This window comes from Pseudomonas sp. 478 (genome assembly GCF_003254125.1).
In the GTDB taxonomy this organism is placed as follows: Bacteria; Pseudomonadota; Gammaproteobacteria; order Pseudomonadales; family Pseudomonadaceae; genus Aquipseudomonas.
Window position 1 is genome coordinate 593,492 of record NZ_QKZG01000002.1, and the last position, 15,343, is coordinate 608,834.

Annotated in this window: 15 protein-coding genes; 11 read left to right on the plus strand and 4 right to left on the minus strand. The window is 62.3% G+C overall.

Annotated features, from left to right (window positions below):
* Positions 1–18 precede the first annotated feature (18 nt).
* Entirely contained in the window at positions 19–564 is a 546-nt protein-coding gene (locus DFS28_RS06605) for a cytochrome b (RefSeq protein ID WP_111449054.1), read from the minus strand.
* Positions 561–1,649, minus strand: a complete 1,089-nt coding sequence (locus DFS28_RS06610; RefSeq protein WP_111449055.1) for a catalase family peroxidase — start codon at positions 1,647–1,649, stop codon at positions 561–563. The genes DFS28_RS06605 and DFS28_RS06610 overlap by 4 nt, the downstream gene beginning before the upstream one ends.
* Before the next feature lie 158 nt (positions 1,650–1,807).
* Here DFS28_RS06610 and DFS28_RS06615 point away from each other — a divergent pair, with 158 nt between their 5' ends.
* The gene (locus tag DFS28_RS06615) at positions 1,808–2,314 is read left to right on the plus strand and encodes a sigma-70 family RNA polymerase sigma factor (protein ID WP_111449056.1); all 507 of its coding nucleotides are present in this window, start codon (positions 1,808–1,810) and stop codon (positions 2,312–2,314) included.
* On the plus strand, positions 2,311–3,063 hold the full coding sequence (locus DFS28_RS06620; RefSeq protein ID WP_111449057.1) for an anti-sigma factor: 753 nt from the start codon (positions 2,311–2,313) through the stop codon (positions 3,061–3,063). Before DFS28_RS06615 ends, DFS28_RS06620 begins: the two co-directional genes overlap by 4 nt.
* Before the next feature lie 127 nt (positions 3,064–3,190).
* Here DFS28_RS06620 and DFS28_RS06625 read toward each other — a convergent pair whose 3' ends face one another.
* On the minus strand, positions 3,191–4,027 hold the full coding sequence (locus DFS28_RS06625) for an IclR family transcriptional regulator (RefSeq protein ID WP_008148459.1): 837 nt from the start codon (positions 4,025–4,027) through the stop codon (positions 3,191–3,193).
* Positions 4,028–4,271: 244 nt separating this feature from the next.
* Between DFS28_RS06625 and DFS28_RS06630 the strand changes: the two genes are divergently transcribed.
* The 9 genes from DFS28_RS06630 to DFS28_RS06680 all read left to right on the plus strand — a co-directional run bounded on the left by DFS28_RS06630 (position 4,272) and on the right by DFS28_RS06680 (position 14,364).
* Positions 4,272–5,291, plus strand: coding sequence for an ABC transporter ATP-binding protein (locus tag DFS28_RS06630; RefSeq protein WP_111449058.1), 1,020 nt, complete (start codon positions 4,272–4,274; stop codon positions 5,289–5,291).
* Positions 5,288–6,157 carry an ABC transporter permease gene (locus tag DFS28_RS06635; protein WP_111449059.1) on the plus strand — a complete coding sequence of 290 codons (870 nt, stop codon included), beginning with the start codon at positions 5,288–5,290 and terminating at the stop codon, positions 6,155–6,157. The genes DFS28_RS06630 and DFS28_RS06635 overlap by 4 nt, the downstream gene beginning before the upstream one ends.
* 6 nt (positions 6,158–6,163) lie before the next feature.
* The gene (locus DFS28_RS06640) at positions 6,164–6,958 is read left to right on the plus strand and encodes an ABC transporter permease (RefSeq protein ID WP_111449060.1); all 795 of its coding nucleotides are present in this window, start codon (positions 6,164–6,166) and stop codon (positions 6,956–6,958) included.
* Positions 6,959–6,965: 7 nt separating this feature from the next.
* Entirely contained in the window at positions 6,966–7,256 is a 291-nt protein-coding gene (locus DFS28_RS06645; RefSeq protein WP_111449061.1) for a (2Fe-2S)-binding protein, read from the plus strand.
* A 673-nt stretch (positions 7,257–7,929) separates the two neighbouring features.
* The gene (locus tag DFS28_RS06655; protein ID WP_111449063.1) at positions 7,930–9,285 is read left to right on the plus strand and encodes an NAD(P)/FAD-dependent oxidoreductase; all 1,356 of its coding nucleotides are present in this window, start codon (positions 7,930–7,932) and stop codon (positions 9,283–9,285) included.
* Complete coding sequence (locus DFS28_RS06660) at positions 9,282–10,397, plus strand: FAD-binding oxidoreductase (RefSeq protein WP_111449064.1); 1,116 nt, start codon at positions 9,282–9,284, stop codon at positions 10,395–10,397. The genes DFS28_RS06655 and DFS28_RS06660 overlap by 4 nt, the downstream gene beginning before the upstream one ends.
* A gap of 18 nt (positions 10,398–10,415) precedes the next feature.
* Positions 10,416–11,462, plus strand: coding sequence for an ABC transporter substrate-binding protein (locus DFS28_RS06665; RefSeq protein WP_102616487.1), 1,047 nt, complete (start codon positions 10,416–10,418; stop codon positions 11,460–11,462).
* A gap of 265 nt (positions 11,463–11,727) precedes the next feature.
* On the plus strand, positions 11,728–12,855 hold the full coding sequence (gene zapE / locus DFS28_RS06670; RefSeq protein WP_111449065.1) for a cell division protein ZapE: 1,128 nt from the start codon (positions 11,728–11,730) through the stop codon (positions 12,853–12,855).
* Between the two features lie 195 nt (positions 12,856–13,050).
* Complete coding sequence (locus DFS28_RS06680) at positions 13,051–14,364, plus strand: leucine-rich repeat-containing protein kinase family protein (protein WP_111449067.1); 1,314 nt, start codon at positions 13,051–13,053, stop codon at positions 14,362–14,364.
* Positions 14,365–14,493: 129 nt separating this feature from the next.
* Here DFS28_RS06680 and DFS28_RS06685 read toward each other — a convergent pair whose 3' ends face one another.
* A complete protein-coding gene (locus tag DFS28_RS06685) occupies positions 14,494–15,201 on the minus strand; it encodes a YebC/PmpR family DNA-binding transcriptional regulator (protein WP_008148440.1) in 708 nt (235 codons plus the stop codon).
* Positions 15,202–15,343: the final 142 nt, after the last annotated feature.

Here is a 15,343-nt window from a genome sequence, read left to right on the forward strand (position 1 = left end):
ACAAGTGAACGTAAGGGATCAGCCGCGATCCTTGCCCCGCAACATGCTGTCCAGCACGTCATCGCGGCGCACCCAGCCATGAAACAACGCCGCCGCCAAATGCAGCAGCACTGTCAGGAACAACAAATACGCCAAATACCCGTGAGCCTTGCGCAGGAACGCAAACACTTGCGCATTCGCCGGTACGATCGACGGCAACTGCAGTGAGCTGCTGAGCATCACCGGATCCCCCGCCGCCGAAATCATCGCCCAACCCAGCAGCGGCAGAATCAGCATCAAGGCGTACAGCAAAACATGCGAAGCCTTGGCCGCCAGCGCTTGCCAACCCGGCAGATCCGCCGGCAGCGGTGGCTGTTGCGTGGAAAAGCGCACGGCCAGGCGCACGACCACCAACAGCAGAATCGCGACGCCCAACGGTTTGTGCAGATGAATCAGCCACTCATGACGCTCGGACACCGAAGCGGCCATACCCGCGCCGATAAACAGCATGGCAATGATCATCAGCGCCATCAGCCAGTGCAGCAATCGCGCTAAAGGCGCGAAGTGGTTCGGTTGAGCGCTCATTGACGAGACTCCTGTTTATTGGCAGAGGGCAACTGGCTGACTTCGCTGGTACGACGCAAGTAGGAAGTGGCGTACCCCGCTGAACGAGCGGCGAGCAAGGGGTCCTCGGAACCTTCTATGCCGGCGGGCAGTACCAGCGGGTCGTAGTTGATGTCACGGCATTCGCCATTGAGTTGCGGCTGGGTGCTTTCGAGTACGAGGGTGCCGGCGTTCAACACTTTGCGACCCTCGGGCCAGGCCTTGCTGGCGTCGTTGACCGGATCGCCGGGGTTGGCCAGCGTGATGTTCAACTGCCAACGCAGCGGCCCTGCGGAAATACGCTGAACCAGGTCTTTCTCGAGGAATTCACCACCCTCAGGCGCCGTAGCACCCGCGGCATCCTGAGCGACGGGCACCATGCTCCAGCGCACCGCTTGCCGTTGCCCGGCCGCGTTCACCAGGTAAAACGCATTGACGCTGTTGTAGGTTTCCGTCACGTAACTGGCCGACGGCTTGGCGGTTTTGATCCAGGCCAGGAACGGTGCAGCTTCCGGATGCGAACCGAAGAACGCTGGCACCGCAGCCGGGTTCGGCTTGCCGGTGGCCGGGTCCGGCGACTGGGCCTGCTGCAATTGATAGAACGCTTCGGGCGTACCCACCGGGAACACCGGCATGCTGTTCATCCCGGTGCGCCACTGCTGGCCGTTGGCCTGGGTGAAGCGCAACGCCAGGCTGCGGATCGGCACGCTGTTGTCTGGCGCATAAGGATTACCGGCCGGCAAGGCGAAACGCCCGACCACCGGGGTCCGCGCAACATTGAACACCTGAGCGCTGGAATAGCTGCGCGCCTCGCCACTGCTCTCGAAATGCCCGATCACGCACACGCCTTTGGAGTGGTTACGCCGGAAGCCCGGGTGCACGCCGTTGTTGGTCTCCAGCACATTGATCAGCTTTTTCGGGGTCAGGCGCTGTGGGTCGAAGGTGCCGTTGACGTAGGCAAAAGCCCCGGCCAGGGCGGCAACCACCACAGCGATACCGGCCAGACGCAATGTCAGGCTCGCGGCACTCAAGGGTGGCCGGGTTGGCGGTGATGAGCGATCTACCATGAAAGACTCCAGGGCCATCGGCCACAAGTGAGAAGGATCAAGCAGACGAACCCCACGGCGGTTTATTCCATCGCCCGGTATTTATTTTTTCAGGCGTGGAATAACCTCCAATGCCGGGCGTCTCCCTAGTCCACAGCGTAGTGACTAGCCAGAACTTCATGAACGATATCGACGAACAACTGCGAGAAATTATTCCCAGATTGCGCCGGTTTGCCGTGTCGTTGACGCGCAATCCCAGCAGCGCCGACGACCTGGTGCAATCTTGCCTTGAGCGCGCGCTGTCGAGTTGGGGCAACAAACGTCCCGACGGCGATTTGCGCGCCTGGTTGTTTTCGATTCTGTATCGACAGTTTCTCGATGCTCACCGACGCTCCCGGCGTTATGCGCGAATGCTCGAATTCTTTACCGGGCGTGACGATTCACAGCCGTCGGTGGAGCGCACCGTGATCGCCCAATCGACCCTGCAAGCTTTCGATCAACTCACCACCGAACAGCGCGCCCTGCTGCTCTGGGTCTCGGTCGAAGGCTTGAGTTATAAAGAGGTCGCCGAGATTCTCGACGTCCCCACCGGCACCGTGATGTCCCGCCTGTCCCGTGCCCGCCAGGCCTTGCGCCAACTCAGCGACGGCGAAATCACCCGCCCTTCTCTGCGGAGACTCAAATGATCAGCCTGCCCCCAAGCGAGCGTGACCTGCACGCCTATGTCGACCAGCAACTCAGCGATGCCGACCGACGTCTGGTGGACACTTTTCTGGCCAGCAACGCTGAAGTGGCTGCCAAAGTGCGGGCCTGGCAGCAGGACGCCCAGCAATTGCGCGCGGCATTGAGCGGCGCCCTGCAGCAACCGGCCAATCCGGAGCTCGACCCGGCGCTGATTCGCCAACGCCTCAAACGACAATCTCGCCGTCACCTGGCCAACGCCGCCGTGTTGCTGATCGCGGTCAGCGTCGGCGGATTCAGCGGTTGGCAAGCCCGGGAGATGATGCTCATCAGTGCCATGCCGCCGATGACCGATGCCCTGCAGGCCTATCGCCTGATTGCCCAGCAAGGCATTTTGCCGGCCGATTACAAAGTCAGCGATGACGGTGACATGCAGGGTTGGCTCGACCGCTACTTCACTCAGGCCAATCGCTTGCCTGACCTCTCGGGCGCCGGTTTCAAACCGGTCAGCGGACGCTTGCTGAGTACCGAGCAAGGGCCCGCGGCGATGGTGGTCTACGAGGATCAGGGCGGCCATAAAATCAGTTTCTACGTCCGCCCACCGGGTCCGAAAAACTACCTGTTGCCGAGGGGCAGTCGCAGTGATGGCGAGTTGCAGGCCGAGTACTGGTCGGGGGGCGGGTATAACTACGCGATGGTCAGCCCCACTGATACGCCAGCAGCGCAGATACTCAAGCAAACCGCGCAGTTCTGACTTCCGATACTGATCGTTCCCTGTGGGAGCGGGCTTGCTCGCGAATGCGGTGTGTCAGATAAATCAATGTCGCCTGACACTCCGCTTTCGCGAGCAAGCCCGCTCCCACAGGGGATTTGTGGCGGTTTCAGCCCTGCCCGAACACTTGCGAAGGCCTACGCAGCAACGGGTCGAACGGATTGATCCGCGGTCCGATCAGCGCCGCTTCGCGCTTGAGCATTTCCACCACTGTCGGCAAGCGATCCGGCCCCAGCCGATCGCTCACGGTCGCCACACTCAGTGCTGCGACCGCCCGCCCTTCACGATCCAGAATCGGCACCGCCACCCCGGCCATGCCCTGCAACACGCCGGTGTTGCGCCCGGCATAACCGAGCTTGCGCACGTTCTCGACTTCCGAGCGCAGGAACACCTCGTCGTACAGGTGGAAATCCTTGAGCCTCGGCAAGTTGTAGTGAATCACCGTGTCGCGCTCTTCTTCCGGCAGGAACGCCAGAATCGCCAGGCTGCCCTGCCCCACGCCCAGCGCCACCCGCCCGCCGATGTCACCGGTAAAGGTGCGGATCGGAAACGGCCCTTCACTGCGGTCCAGGCAGATCGCATCAAAACCGCTGCGCGCCAGCAAGAACAACGAATCCCCCAACGACGCCGACAGCCGCAGCAGCGCCGGACGCACCAGTTCGCGCAGGTTTCCGGTGTTTCCGGCGCGGGCCGCCAGTGCAAAGAACTCCAGGCTCAAGCGATAGCGTTTGCTGCGCGCATCCTGCTCGACCATGCCCTCATCCATCAGGCTGCGCAGCAATCGGTGCGTGGTCGGTTGCGACAACCCGATGCGCTGGGCCAATTGCGTCACCCGCTCCCCGCCCTCGACGGTGTCACCCAGACTGCGCAGCACGGCAAACAGTCTGGAGACCGCGCCGACACCGACATCACTTTTGCTTTCATTCCGCTCAATGGAATCTGTCATGGGTTTTCTCGAGTATTAATTTACTCACCGAATGAAACTGAAAATAGTCATCGCTTCAGTGAAATAGGCCATTGAGCCCATCCTATTCTTCGTCCTACTCTGCGTCCAGACAGGGGCGATTCGAACAACAGCGGCAGCCGACAGAAGTCGAGCGCCAACGCACCCAGCAAGACCTTTTCGTATCTGCCCATACAAAAAAGCGCGCCTTCGGGCGACGCATAACAATCTCAGGTGGAGCGCAGTTATGGCTTTTGTGCAACTTGAAGGACTCGGCAAACGTTACGGCGAGATCGACGCCGTCGTTGCCACCAACCTCTCGGTCGAGAAAGGCGAGTTCGTCTCGCTGCTCGGCCCCTCCGGCTGCGGTAAAACCACCACCCTGCAAATGATCGCCGGCTTCGTCGAAGTCAGCAGCGGCCGCATTGTGCTGGACGGTCGCGACATCACCCACGCCAAACCCGCCAGCCGTGGTCTGGGCGTGGTGTTCCAGAGTTACGCGCTGTTCCCGCACATGACCGTTAAAGACAACGTCGCCTTCGGCCTGCGCATGCGCAAAGTGGCCAGCGGCGAGTTGCAGCAGCGGGTGGACCGGGTGCTGAAACTGGTGCGCCTGAACCAGCACGCCGAGCGTTACCCGCGAGAGCTCTCCGGTGGCCAGCGTCAGCGTGTTGCATTGGCTCGGGCCCTGGTGATCGAGCCGCCGGTGCTGCTGCTCGATGAGCCGCTGTCCAACCTCGACGCCAACCTGCGCGAAGAGATGCAATTCGAGATCCGCCGCATCCAGCGCGAAGTCGGGATCACCACGCTGATGGTCACCCATGACCAGTCCGAAGCACTGTCCATCAGCGACCGGGTGGTGGTGATGCAGGCCGGGCGCATCACCCAGATCGACGCGCCGTACACCCTCTACGAACACCCGCGCACCGAGTTCATTTCCGGTTTCGTCGGCAAGGCCAATCTGCTGCCGGGGGAGCGTGATGGCGCTGGCGTGGTTCAAGTGAACAGCGGCGGCGAATTGACCTTGAGTCTGCGTCCGGAAAAAATCGATCTGCGGGACAAAGGCCAAGGCCGCCTGCAAGGCAACATCGTCAGCCGCTTCTTTCTCGGCAGCCAATGGCTGTACGGCGTCTCGACAACCTTGGGCGAACTCAGCGTGGTGCGCCGCAACGACGGTTCGGCACCGCTGACCGAAGGCACGGCGGTCGGGCTCGATTGGGACGCGACGCTGCTGCGGGTGCTGAGTGTTGACGAGGTGCCGGCATGAGTACGCTTGTCGCCATTCGCCAGGGACGCCAGGGTTACTGGCTGTCGGCACCGGCCCTGGCCTTGTACCTCAGCCTGCTGGTTATCCCATTGCTGCTGACCTTGGTGCTGTCGTTCAACGTCTTCGACTACAGCTCGGGGATCAACGGCGACGCCTACACCCTCGATCACTACAGCAGCCTGCTGGGCGATCCGTACTTCTACGAAATCTTTTTGCGCACGATGTGGATCAGCGCCCTGACCACCCTGCTCTGCGTGGTGATCGGCGTTCCCGAGGCCTACATCCTCAGCCGCATGGGCACGCCGTGGCGCTCGATTTTCCTGATTCTGATCCTCACCCCGCTGTTGATTTCGGTGGTGGTGCGCGCTTTCGGCTGGAGCCTGTTGCTCGGCGCCGACGGCCTGGTCAACCAGACCCTGCAAGCCCTCGGCGGCTCGCCGATGAAGCTGCTCTACACGCCGTTCGCGGTGGTGATTGCGCTGGTCCACGTAATGCTGCCGTTCATGATCATTCCGGTCTGGACCTCGCTGCAAAAACTCGACCCGGCGGCCGAACAGGCCGCGATGTCCCTCGGTGCCAGCCACTTCACCGTGATGCGCCAAGTGGTGCTGCCGCAGATCATGCCGGGCGTGCTCTCCGGCACCTTGATCGTGTTCGGGCTGGCGGCGAGCTCGTTTGCCATCCCCGGCCTGCTCGGCGGACGCCGGATAAAAATGGTCGCCACGCTGATCTACGACCAGTACCTGTCGGAGCTCAACTGGCCGATGGGCGCGGCCATCGCCGTGGCCCTGCTGTTGCTCAACCTGCTGATCATGCTGTCGTGGAACCGGATGATCGAAGGCCGCTACAAGAAGTCATTGGGATAACTCGTCATGTCCAAGAACGGTCCTTTCGCCCTGCTGTTCCATACCCTGGTGGTGCTGTTCATGCTGGCGCCGCTGGTGGTGGTCTGCCTTGTGGCCTTTACCCCGGAAAACACCCTGAGCCTGCCGACCACCGAGTTTTCCCTGCGCTGGTTCCGCGCGGTGTTCGAGCGTGCTGACTTTGTCGATGCGTTCTACAACAGCCTGATCCTGGCGTTTTGCGCGGCCAGTCTGGCGACGCTGATTGCGGTGCCGGCGGCGCTGGCGATCACCCGCTTCGAGTTCCCCGGCCGCGACTTTTTCAACGGTCTGTTCCTGTCGCCGATCATCATTCCGCACCTGGTGCTGGGTGTGGCGTTGCTGCGGTTGTTTGCGCTGATGGGCGTCAACGGCAGCTTCGCCTGGCTGATCTTCTCCCACGTGCTGGTGATCACACCGTACGTGCTGCGGCTGGTGCTGGCGTCGGCCATCGGCCTGGATCGCAGCGCCGAACACGCCGCGCAATCGCTCGGTGCCGGGCGCTTCACGCTGTTCCGGGAAATCACCTTGCCGATGATTCTGCCGGGGGTGGCCGGGGGCTGGCTGCTAGCGTTCATCAACAGTTTTGATGAGGTCACGCTGTCGATTTTCGTCACCTCGCCGGCCACGCAAACTCTGCCAGTGCGGATGTATGTGTACGCCACCGAATCCATCGATCCGATGATGGCGGCGGTGTCGGCACTGGTGATTGGGCTGACTGCATTGACGATGATTCTGCTCGACCGGGTCTACGGCCTCGATCGGGTTCTGGTGGGCAAACAATGAGGGCGCCATGGCTCTGCTGAAACGACTGGCCGAAGGCGACCGCCCGGCCCTGGACTTTACCCTCGACGGCACACCGGCCACCGGCCTGCTCGGCGACACCTTGCTGACGGCGGTGCTGACCTGCAGCGAACACTTGCGCGGCAGCGACTTCAGCGCCGAACCCCGTGCCGGATTCTGCCTGATGGGTGCATGTCAGGACTGCTGGGTAAGGCTGGGCGATGGTCGACGCGTGCGCGCCTGCTCGACGTTGCTCGAAGCCGGACAGCAAATCAGCCGCGAACCGGGGAGGTCCCTATGAACACCTTTTCAATCTGCCGAACCCGGATCCCCTGTGGGAGCGGGCTTGCTCGCGAAAGCGTCGTGTCAGCCACCACACCTATTGAATGTACCGCCCCCTTCGCGAGCAAGCCCGCTCCCACAAGGGGTCGGCAGCGTTCACAACACCCGGGGGCACCCCGCATCAACTGTGGGAGCGGGCTTGCTCGCGAAAGCGTCGTGTCAGCCACCACACCTATTGAATGTGCCGCCCCCTTCGCGAGCAAGCCCGCTCCCACAAGGGGTCGGCGGCGTTCACAACACCCGGGGGCACCCCGCATCAATTGTGGGAGCGGGCTTGCTCGCGAAAGCGTCGTGTCAGCCACCACACCTATTGAATGTGCCGCCCCCTTCGCGAGCAAGCCCGCTCCCACAAGGGGTCGGCGGCGTTCACAACACCCGGGGGCAACCCCCATCAACTGTGGGAGCGGGCTTGCTCGCGAAAGCGTCGTGTCAGCCACCACACCTATTGAATGTGCCGCCCCCTTCGCGAGCAAGCCCGCTCCCACAAGGGGTCGGCGGCGTTCACAACACCCGGGGGCACCCCGCATCAACTGTGGGAGCGGGCTTGCTCGCGAAAGCGTCGTGTCAGCCACCACACCTATTGAATGTACCGCCCCCTTCGCGAGCAAGCCCGCTCCCACAGGGGGTTGGGTATGAATTCGGTGGTCATCATCGGTGCGGGTCCGGCCGGGATTCGGGCAGCGCAAACATTGGTCGCCCACGGCGTTCGCCCGGTGCTGCTGGACGAAGCCGCACGCGGTGGCGGGCAGATTTATCGTCGCCAACCGGCAAACTTCAAGCGCTCGCCAGTCAAGCTGTATGGCTTCGAAGTCGGCAAGGCCAACGCGCTGCATCAGACGATCGACGCGCTACGCGAGCAACTCGATTACCGTCCCGAGACGCTGGTATGGAACGCCGAAGACGGTGCGCTCGACACCTTGCATGAAGGCCGCGCCGCGCGGCTGGCGTTCTCCCGGGTGATCGTCGCCACGGGCGCCACCGACCGGATTCTGCCGGTGCCAGGCTGGACCCTTCCGGGGGTTTACAGCCTCGGCGCTGCGCAGATCGCCCTCAAGTTTCAAGGCTGCGCCATCGGTGAACGCGTGGTGTTCGCCGGCAGCGGGCCGTTGCTGTACCTGGTGGCGTATCAATACGCCAAGGCCGGCGCCAAGGTGGTCGCGGTGCTCGACAGCTCGCCTTTCAGCGCTCAAGCCCGCGCCCTGCCCGGCCTGTTCTCGCAACCGGCCACCCTGGCCAAAGGCATCTATTACCGCAGTTGGTTGACCGCCCACGGCATCCCGGTGCACCAGGGTGCCAGCCTCACAGGCATCAACGGCGAACAGCGGGTGCAATCGCTGACCTGGTGCAACGCCAAGGGCGATCAGTCTCTGGAGTGCGACGCCGTCGCCTTCGCCCACGGCCTGCGCAGTGAAACCCAACTCGCCGACCTGCTCGGCTGTGAATTCGCCTGGAATCCGCTCAACCGCGCCTGGCTGCCGCAACGCGACAGCGCCGGTCGCAGCAGTGTCGCCGAGGTTTACCTGGCCGGTGACGGCGCCGGCATCATGGGCGCCGACGCGGCGGAAATGGCCGGCGAACGCGCGGCTTTGGCGTTGCTCGAAGACATCGGTTACCTGATCCCGCCGCAACGAGGGGCGCAATTGGAGCAGGCGCTGGGACGGATCGATACCTTCCGCCAAGGTCTGGAACGGGCCTTCGTCTTTCCCGAGCATTGGGCCGCCGATGCCCCGAATGACGTGATGATCTGCCGTTGCGAAGAAGTGCGGGCTGGCGACATCCGCCAGGTTGTGCGCGAGGGTCATTGGGAGATCAACCGGGTCAAAGCGCATTGCCGGGTCGGCATGGGCCGCTGTCAGGGACGGATGTGTGGCGCCGCCGCCGCGGAAATCATTGCCTGCGAAAGTCAGCGCTGCGTGTCCGACATCGGCAGGCTTCGGGCTCAGGCCCCCATCAAACCCCTGCCGTTTGGTCTGGAGGTCGAGTCATGATCGAAGTCGATGCCGTCATCATCGGCGGCGGAATTGTCGGCGCCTGCGCCGCGCTGTTTCTAAGCAAGGCCGGGCGTCGCGTGGCGCTGCTGGAGCGGGACTTTTGTGGCTCGCATTCCAGCGGCGTGAACTACGGCGGCGTGCGGCGCCAGGGGCGACCACTCTCGCAACTGCCGCTGTCGCAGCGGGCCCACGACATCTGGGGACAACTGCCGCAGCTGATTGGCATCGACGGTGAGTATCAGCGCAGCGGCCACCTGAAACTGGCCCGCAGCCTCAACGATCTGCACGCCTTGCAAGACTATGCCGCCAGCAGCCGGGGCTTTGGCCTCGACTTGCAGGTACTCGATCGCAGTGAATTACGCGCACGTTTTCCGTGGGTCGGCGAGGTGGCGGTCGGTGCCTCGTTTTGCCCCGATGACGGTCATGCCAACCCGCGACTGGTGTCCCCGGCGTTTGCCCGGGCGGCGCGGCGACATGGCGCCCAGGTCCATGAACAATGCCCGGTGACGGCGGTGGAACACGACGGCCAGCGCTTTCGCGTCAGCACTCAAACCGGTCTGGAACTGCAGGCGCCCTGGCTGCTGAATTGCGCCGGAGCCTGGGCCGGCACCCTGGCAGAACAGTTCGGTGAGAAAGTGCCGATGCACGCCGGGCACCCGGCGATGCTGGTCACCGAGCCCTTGCCGCTGGTGATGAATGCCAGCACCGGGGTCGAGGGCGGCGGTATCTATGCCCGCCAGGTCGCGCGCGGCAATTGTGTATTGGGTGGCGGCCAGGGCTTTGCCCTCGACAGTGCCCGCGCCCGGCCGGGCCAGCACGCGGTAATCGAGATCCTGCGTCAGGCGGTCGAGCTTTATCCGTTTCTTGAAGGCGCCCAGGCGATTCGCACCTGGAGCGGCACCGAAGGTTACCTGCCCGATCGCCAACCGGTGATCGGCCACAGTGGCACTCAACCCGGTCTGTTGCACGCATTCGGCTTTGCCGGTGCGGGCTTTCAGATCGGTCCCGCGGTGGGCCAGGCGCTCACCGAAATCATCTGCAGCGGCGCCTCAAAAACGTCGCTGGATGCGTTTTCCATCACCCGGTTTCACTCCATCTCCGTTGCTTGATAGAGGAAGGTCGCGCTAATGAATAACGTCAAACGCACTGCACTGCTCGGTATCTCCTGCCTGGGCGCCCTGCTCGCCGCCACCCAGGCCCAGGCCGAACCGACGCTTTACCTGGGCATGAACGGCGGGACCATGGAGCGGCTCTACGCCGACAAGGTGCTGCCGGTTTTCGAGAAGGCCAACAACGTCAAAGTGGTGATCGTGCCCGGCACCTCCGCCGATATTCTGGCCAAGGTCCAGGCCAGCAAAGGCAACCCGCAGATGCACGTGATGTTCCTCGACGACGGCATCATGTACCGCGCCATCGCCATGGGGCTGTGCGACAAACTCGAAGACAGCGCACCGCTGGCGCAGATTCCGGCCAAGGGCCGTATCAAGGATCAGGCCGTAGCGGTCAGCCTCGGCGTGACCGGGCTGGCGTACAACACGCGTCTGTTCAAGGAGAAAGGCTGGACCGCGCCGACCTCGTGGATGGACATGGCCGACCCGCGCTTCAAGGACAAACTGGTGTTCCAGTCGATGGCCTCCTCGACCTTTGGCCTGCACGGCTTCCTGATGTTCAACCGGATTCAGGGCGGCAGCGAAACCGACGTCGAGCCAGGCTTCAAGGCGTGGCCGAACACCGTCGGGCGCAACGTGCTGGAGTACATTCCGAGTTCGGCGAAGATTTCCGAAATGCTTCAGACCGACGAAGCCGCGCTGTTCCCGCTGACGCCGACCCAGGTCACCGCCCTGAAACTCAAGGGCATGCCGGTGGAATATGCGCAACCGAAGGAAGGCGCCGTGGTGCTCAACGTGGCCGAATGTGCCATCGCCAACAACACTCAGCCGGAACTGGCGCAAAAACTCGCTGCTTTCTTGCTGACACCTGAAGCGCAGGCCGCCGCGCTTGAAGATGGCGACCAGATCCCGTCCAACCCGAATACCCCGACCACCGACAAGACCCGCGGCCAGGTGGAGGCGATGAAGCAGTACCTGACCACTGCCATTGCGATCGATTGGGATCAGGTCAACGAACAGCGCCCGGCGTGGAATGCGCGGTGGAATCGTAGTATCGAGCGCTAGTCGCCTGAGCGATTCCAGACACCGTAAACCCTGTGGCGAGGGAGCTTGCTCCCGCTCGGCTGCGCAGCAGTCGTAAACCATTCAACGCGGTGTGTCTGGAACACCGCGTTGAATGGTTTTGGGGGCTGCTTCGCAGCCCAGCGGGAGCAAGCTCCCTCGCCACACAGGCTTCGTCGACAGAACTGGAATGAAAATTCCCCGTTTGGTTACACTACGCCGCCGCAGCTCGGGGGAGCCGGCGTGCAAATTACGGGGTGAAATCACAGTGGCCGTTCGACCGCCAAACCGCTCGCGACTCACACCACGCTGGCCTGCGCTTCGCCGCTTGTTCGGCAAATCATCGGCGGCATCCGCCGGTGACACCGCAACCGGTCGAGTCATCCACGACTACTTCCACCGCAAGGCCCACACCCAGGGTTACACCCTCAGCCATAGCCAACTGCGCGTCATCGACTGCATGGCGCAACACGCCGCCGCGCTGTCGGGCACCTCGGCAAAAACGCTTCCCGGCCTTTATCTGCACGGCGCTGTGGGTCGCGGCAAGAGCTGGCTGCTCGACGGTTTTTTCCAGGCCCTTCCCATTGCGGAAAAACAGCGCCTGCATTTTCATGGTTTTTTTGCGGACCTTCACCAGGGAATGTTCACTCATCGCGATCAACCCGATGCACTGGAAACCACCCTCGACGAACAGCTGCGCGATTGCCGGGTGCTGTGTTTCGACGAGTTTCACGTCCATGACATCGGCGATGCGATGCTCATTACCCGGCTGTTCAAGGCATTGTTCCGCCGACGCATCCTGCTGCTGGTCACGTCTAACTACCCACCGGAAGGACTGCTGCCCAACCCGCTGTACCACGCGCGCTTCAAACCGGCGATCGACCTGATCAACGCTCGCATGCAGGTCATGGAGGTCGGCGGCCCCCACGACTACCGCAGTCAGGCGAGAACCCACGCCCAGCAGCTGTTTACCCAAGGCCAGTACGTCTGGCCGGCCACGCTGGCGCAGCGTCAGTCGTTGAACCTGCCCGAACGCGACGCGCCGGCCATTCAACTGCCCGTCGGGACACGCAATCTTCAGGCCCGACACTGCGAAGGGCGAACCATCGGTTTCACCTTCGGCGATCTGTGCGACCACCCCACAGCGGTCATGGATTACCTGGAGCTGTGCCGACGTTTCGATCATTGGTTCATCGATAAACTGCCCAACCTCGCCGAGTGTTCCATCGCCGCCCAGCAGCGCTTCATCAATCTGGTCGACGTCCTGTACGACCAGGACAAGCACCTGATTCTACTCGGCCAGCAGTCTTTGCGCGAAAGCCTGAGCGGCGATGCCATCGATCTGGCGCGCACGCGCAGCCGATTGGGGCAGTTGGTCGAAGTCAGGGGGCCGTAAGTTTTGTGGTGTCTGTCAGGCCGCCTTCGCGAGCAAGCCCGCTCCCACAGTTGATCGCATTCCAATGTGGGAGCGGCGGTGCGACGATTCGACTTGCTCGCGAAGGCGGCCTGACAGACATCACACATTTGCCGGTATCATGTCGCCCGTTTCCAGGCCTCCGCGCCCTCCTCTCGATCAAGAGTGAATCTGTTCATGGATACCCTTGCCCAACTGCGCGCCGGCCAACTGTCGGGCATCACCCGCCTGGACCTCACCGGCGGCCTGACGGAGTTTCCACGAGAAATCTTCAACCTGGCGGACTCGCTGGAAGTCCTCAACCTCAGCGGCAATGCCTTGAGCAGTCTGCCGGACGACTTGCACCGCCTGACCCGTTTGCGCGTGTTGTTCTGCTCGGACAATCTGTTCACCGAACTGCCCGACTGTCTGGGCCACTGCGCCGCGCTGACGATGATCGGCTTCAAGGCCAACCGCATCGAGCACGTGCCAGGCGCCGCCCTGCCACCGTTGCTGCGCTGGTTGATCCTGACCGATAACTGCATCACTGAACTGCCCGCTGAGCTAGGTGAACGCCCGCACCTGCAAAAACTCATGCTGGCTGGCAACCGCTTGCAACGTTTGCCGCAGAGCTTGCGTCATTGCCATCGACTCGAACTGATCCGCATCGCCGCCAATCAGTTGAGCGAGTTGCCCGAGTGGCTGCTGTCCCTGCCCAGCCTGACCTGGCTGGCGTACGCCGGTAACCCGCTGGAGACCGAAGCCGATGCGGCCGCTCTCGAAGCCACGCCCCGCATTCCCTGGTCTGAACTGCGGCTGGAGCAGCAACTGGGCGAAGGCGCCTCAGGAGTGATTCATCGGGCCATGTGGGATCGACCGGACCAGCCGGCCACTCAGGTCGCGGTCAAACTCTACAAAGGCGAAATGACCAGCGATGGCTCGCCGTTGCACGAGATGAACGCCTGCATCACCGCCGGTAGTCACCCCAACCTGATCCGGGTTGAAGGGCGAGTCGTCGAGCATCCAGAAGCTCAGGCCGGGCTGGTAATGCAATTGATCGATCCGAGCTACCGCAATCTGGCCGGGCTGCCGAGCCTGGCGTCATGCACCCGAGACGTTTACGCCAACGACACCCGGTTCAGCGCTGGCGTGGCATTGCGGATCGTCTGTGGCATCGCCTCGGCAGCCGAACATTTGCACCAGCATGGCATCACCCACGGCGACCTCTACGGCCACAATATTCTGTGGAACGAGCACGGTGATTGTCTGCTGGGGGATTTTGGCGCCGCGTCTTTCCATGCCCTCTCGGACAGCCTTGAAAGCCGTGCGCTGCAACGGATAGAAGTGCGGGCGTTTGGTGTTTTGCTGGGGGAATTGTTGGAACGGATCGACTCAGGGTTGAGCGATGAAGGTCGTGTGCAGCTGGAGCAGTTGCAGCAGCGCTGCTGTCAGCCGCAGGTGCTGGAGCGACCGGGGTTCGCGGAGATTGTGCGAATACTGGAAAATCGGTGACCGCTACGCGGTCATTCGCGAGCAAGCCCGCTCCCACATTTAATCTCTGTTAATAGCAAAATATGTGTTTAACACAGATAAATGTGGGAGCGGGCTTGCTCGCGAAAGCGGTGTCACTGAAAAATCAAATTACCCCGCCAACCCGACAAACATGTCCTGCACGTCATCGTGGTTATCGAGGCCTTCGAGGAAGGCTTCGACTTCAGCCATCTGCTCATCGCTCAGACCGCTGACCGGGTTTTTCGGCTGGTAACCCAACTTGGCCGACAACACGGTGAACCCTTGCTCGGGCAGAGCTTTCTGCACAGCGTCCAGGTCCGCAGGCTCGGTCAGGAACAGAGTCGTGCCCTCTTCGTCACCTGGTTCGAAATCCTGGGCGCCGGCTTCGATGGCGGCCATTTCCGGATCGGCGTCAGGGCTGTCCGGGGACGCCTCGATCATGCCGACATGGTTGAAGTCCCACGCTACCGAACCGGAAGCGCCCAATTGGCCCTTGCGGAACGCAACGCGGATTTCAGCAACGGTGCGGTTGATGTTGTCGGTCACGCATTCAACGATCAGCGGCACCTGATGCGGTGCGAAACCTTCATAGGTCACGCGATGGTATTGCACGGTTTCACCCAACAGGCCCGCGCCTTTCTTGATCGCGCGATCCAGGGTTTCCTTGGGCATCGAGGCTTTCTTGGCCTGCTCGACCACCAGACGCAGGTGTGCGTTGGTGGCAGTATCGGCACCGTTTCGGGCCGCGATGGTGATTTCTTTTACCAGTTTGCCGAAGATCTTGCCCTTGGCGTTAGATGCCGCTTCTTTGTGTTTAACCTTCCACTGTGCGCCCATTACTCACTCTCTTGATCTATGGCGCCGAGACATCTATTGGCCGACGCATGGCGCAAGTTTATACGCCCTAAAGTTGGCAATCGACCAAAAAATCCACCCTGTTCACCCGCATGACCAATCGACATCTTCACCGGCAGTTGTA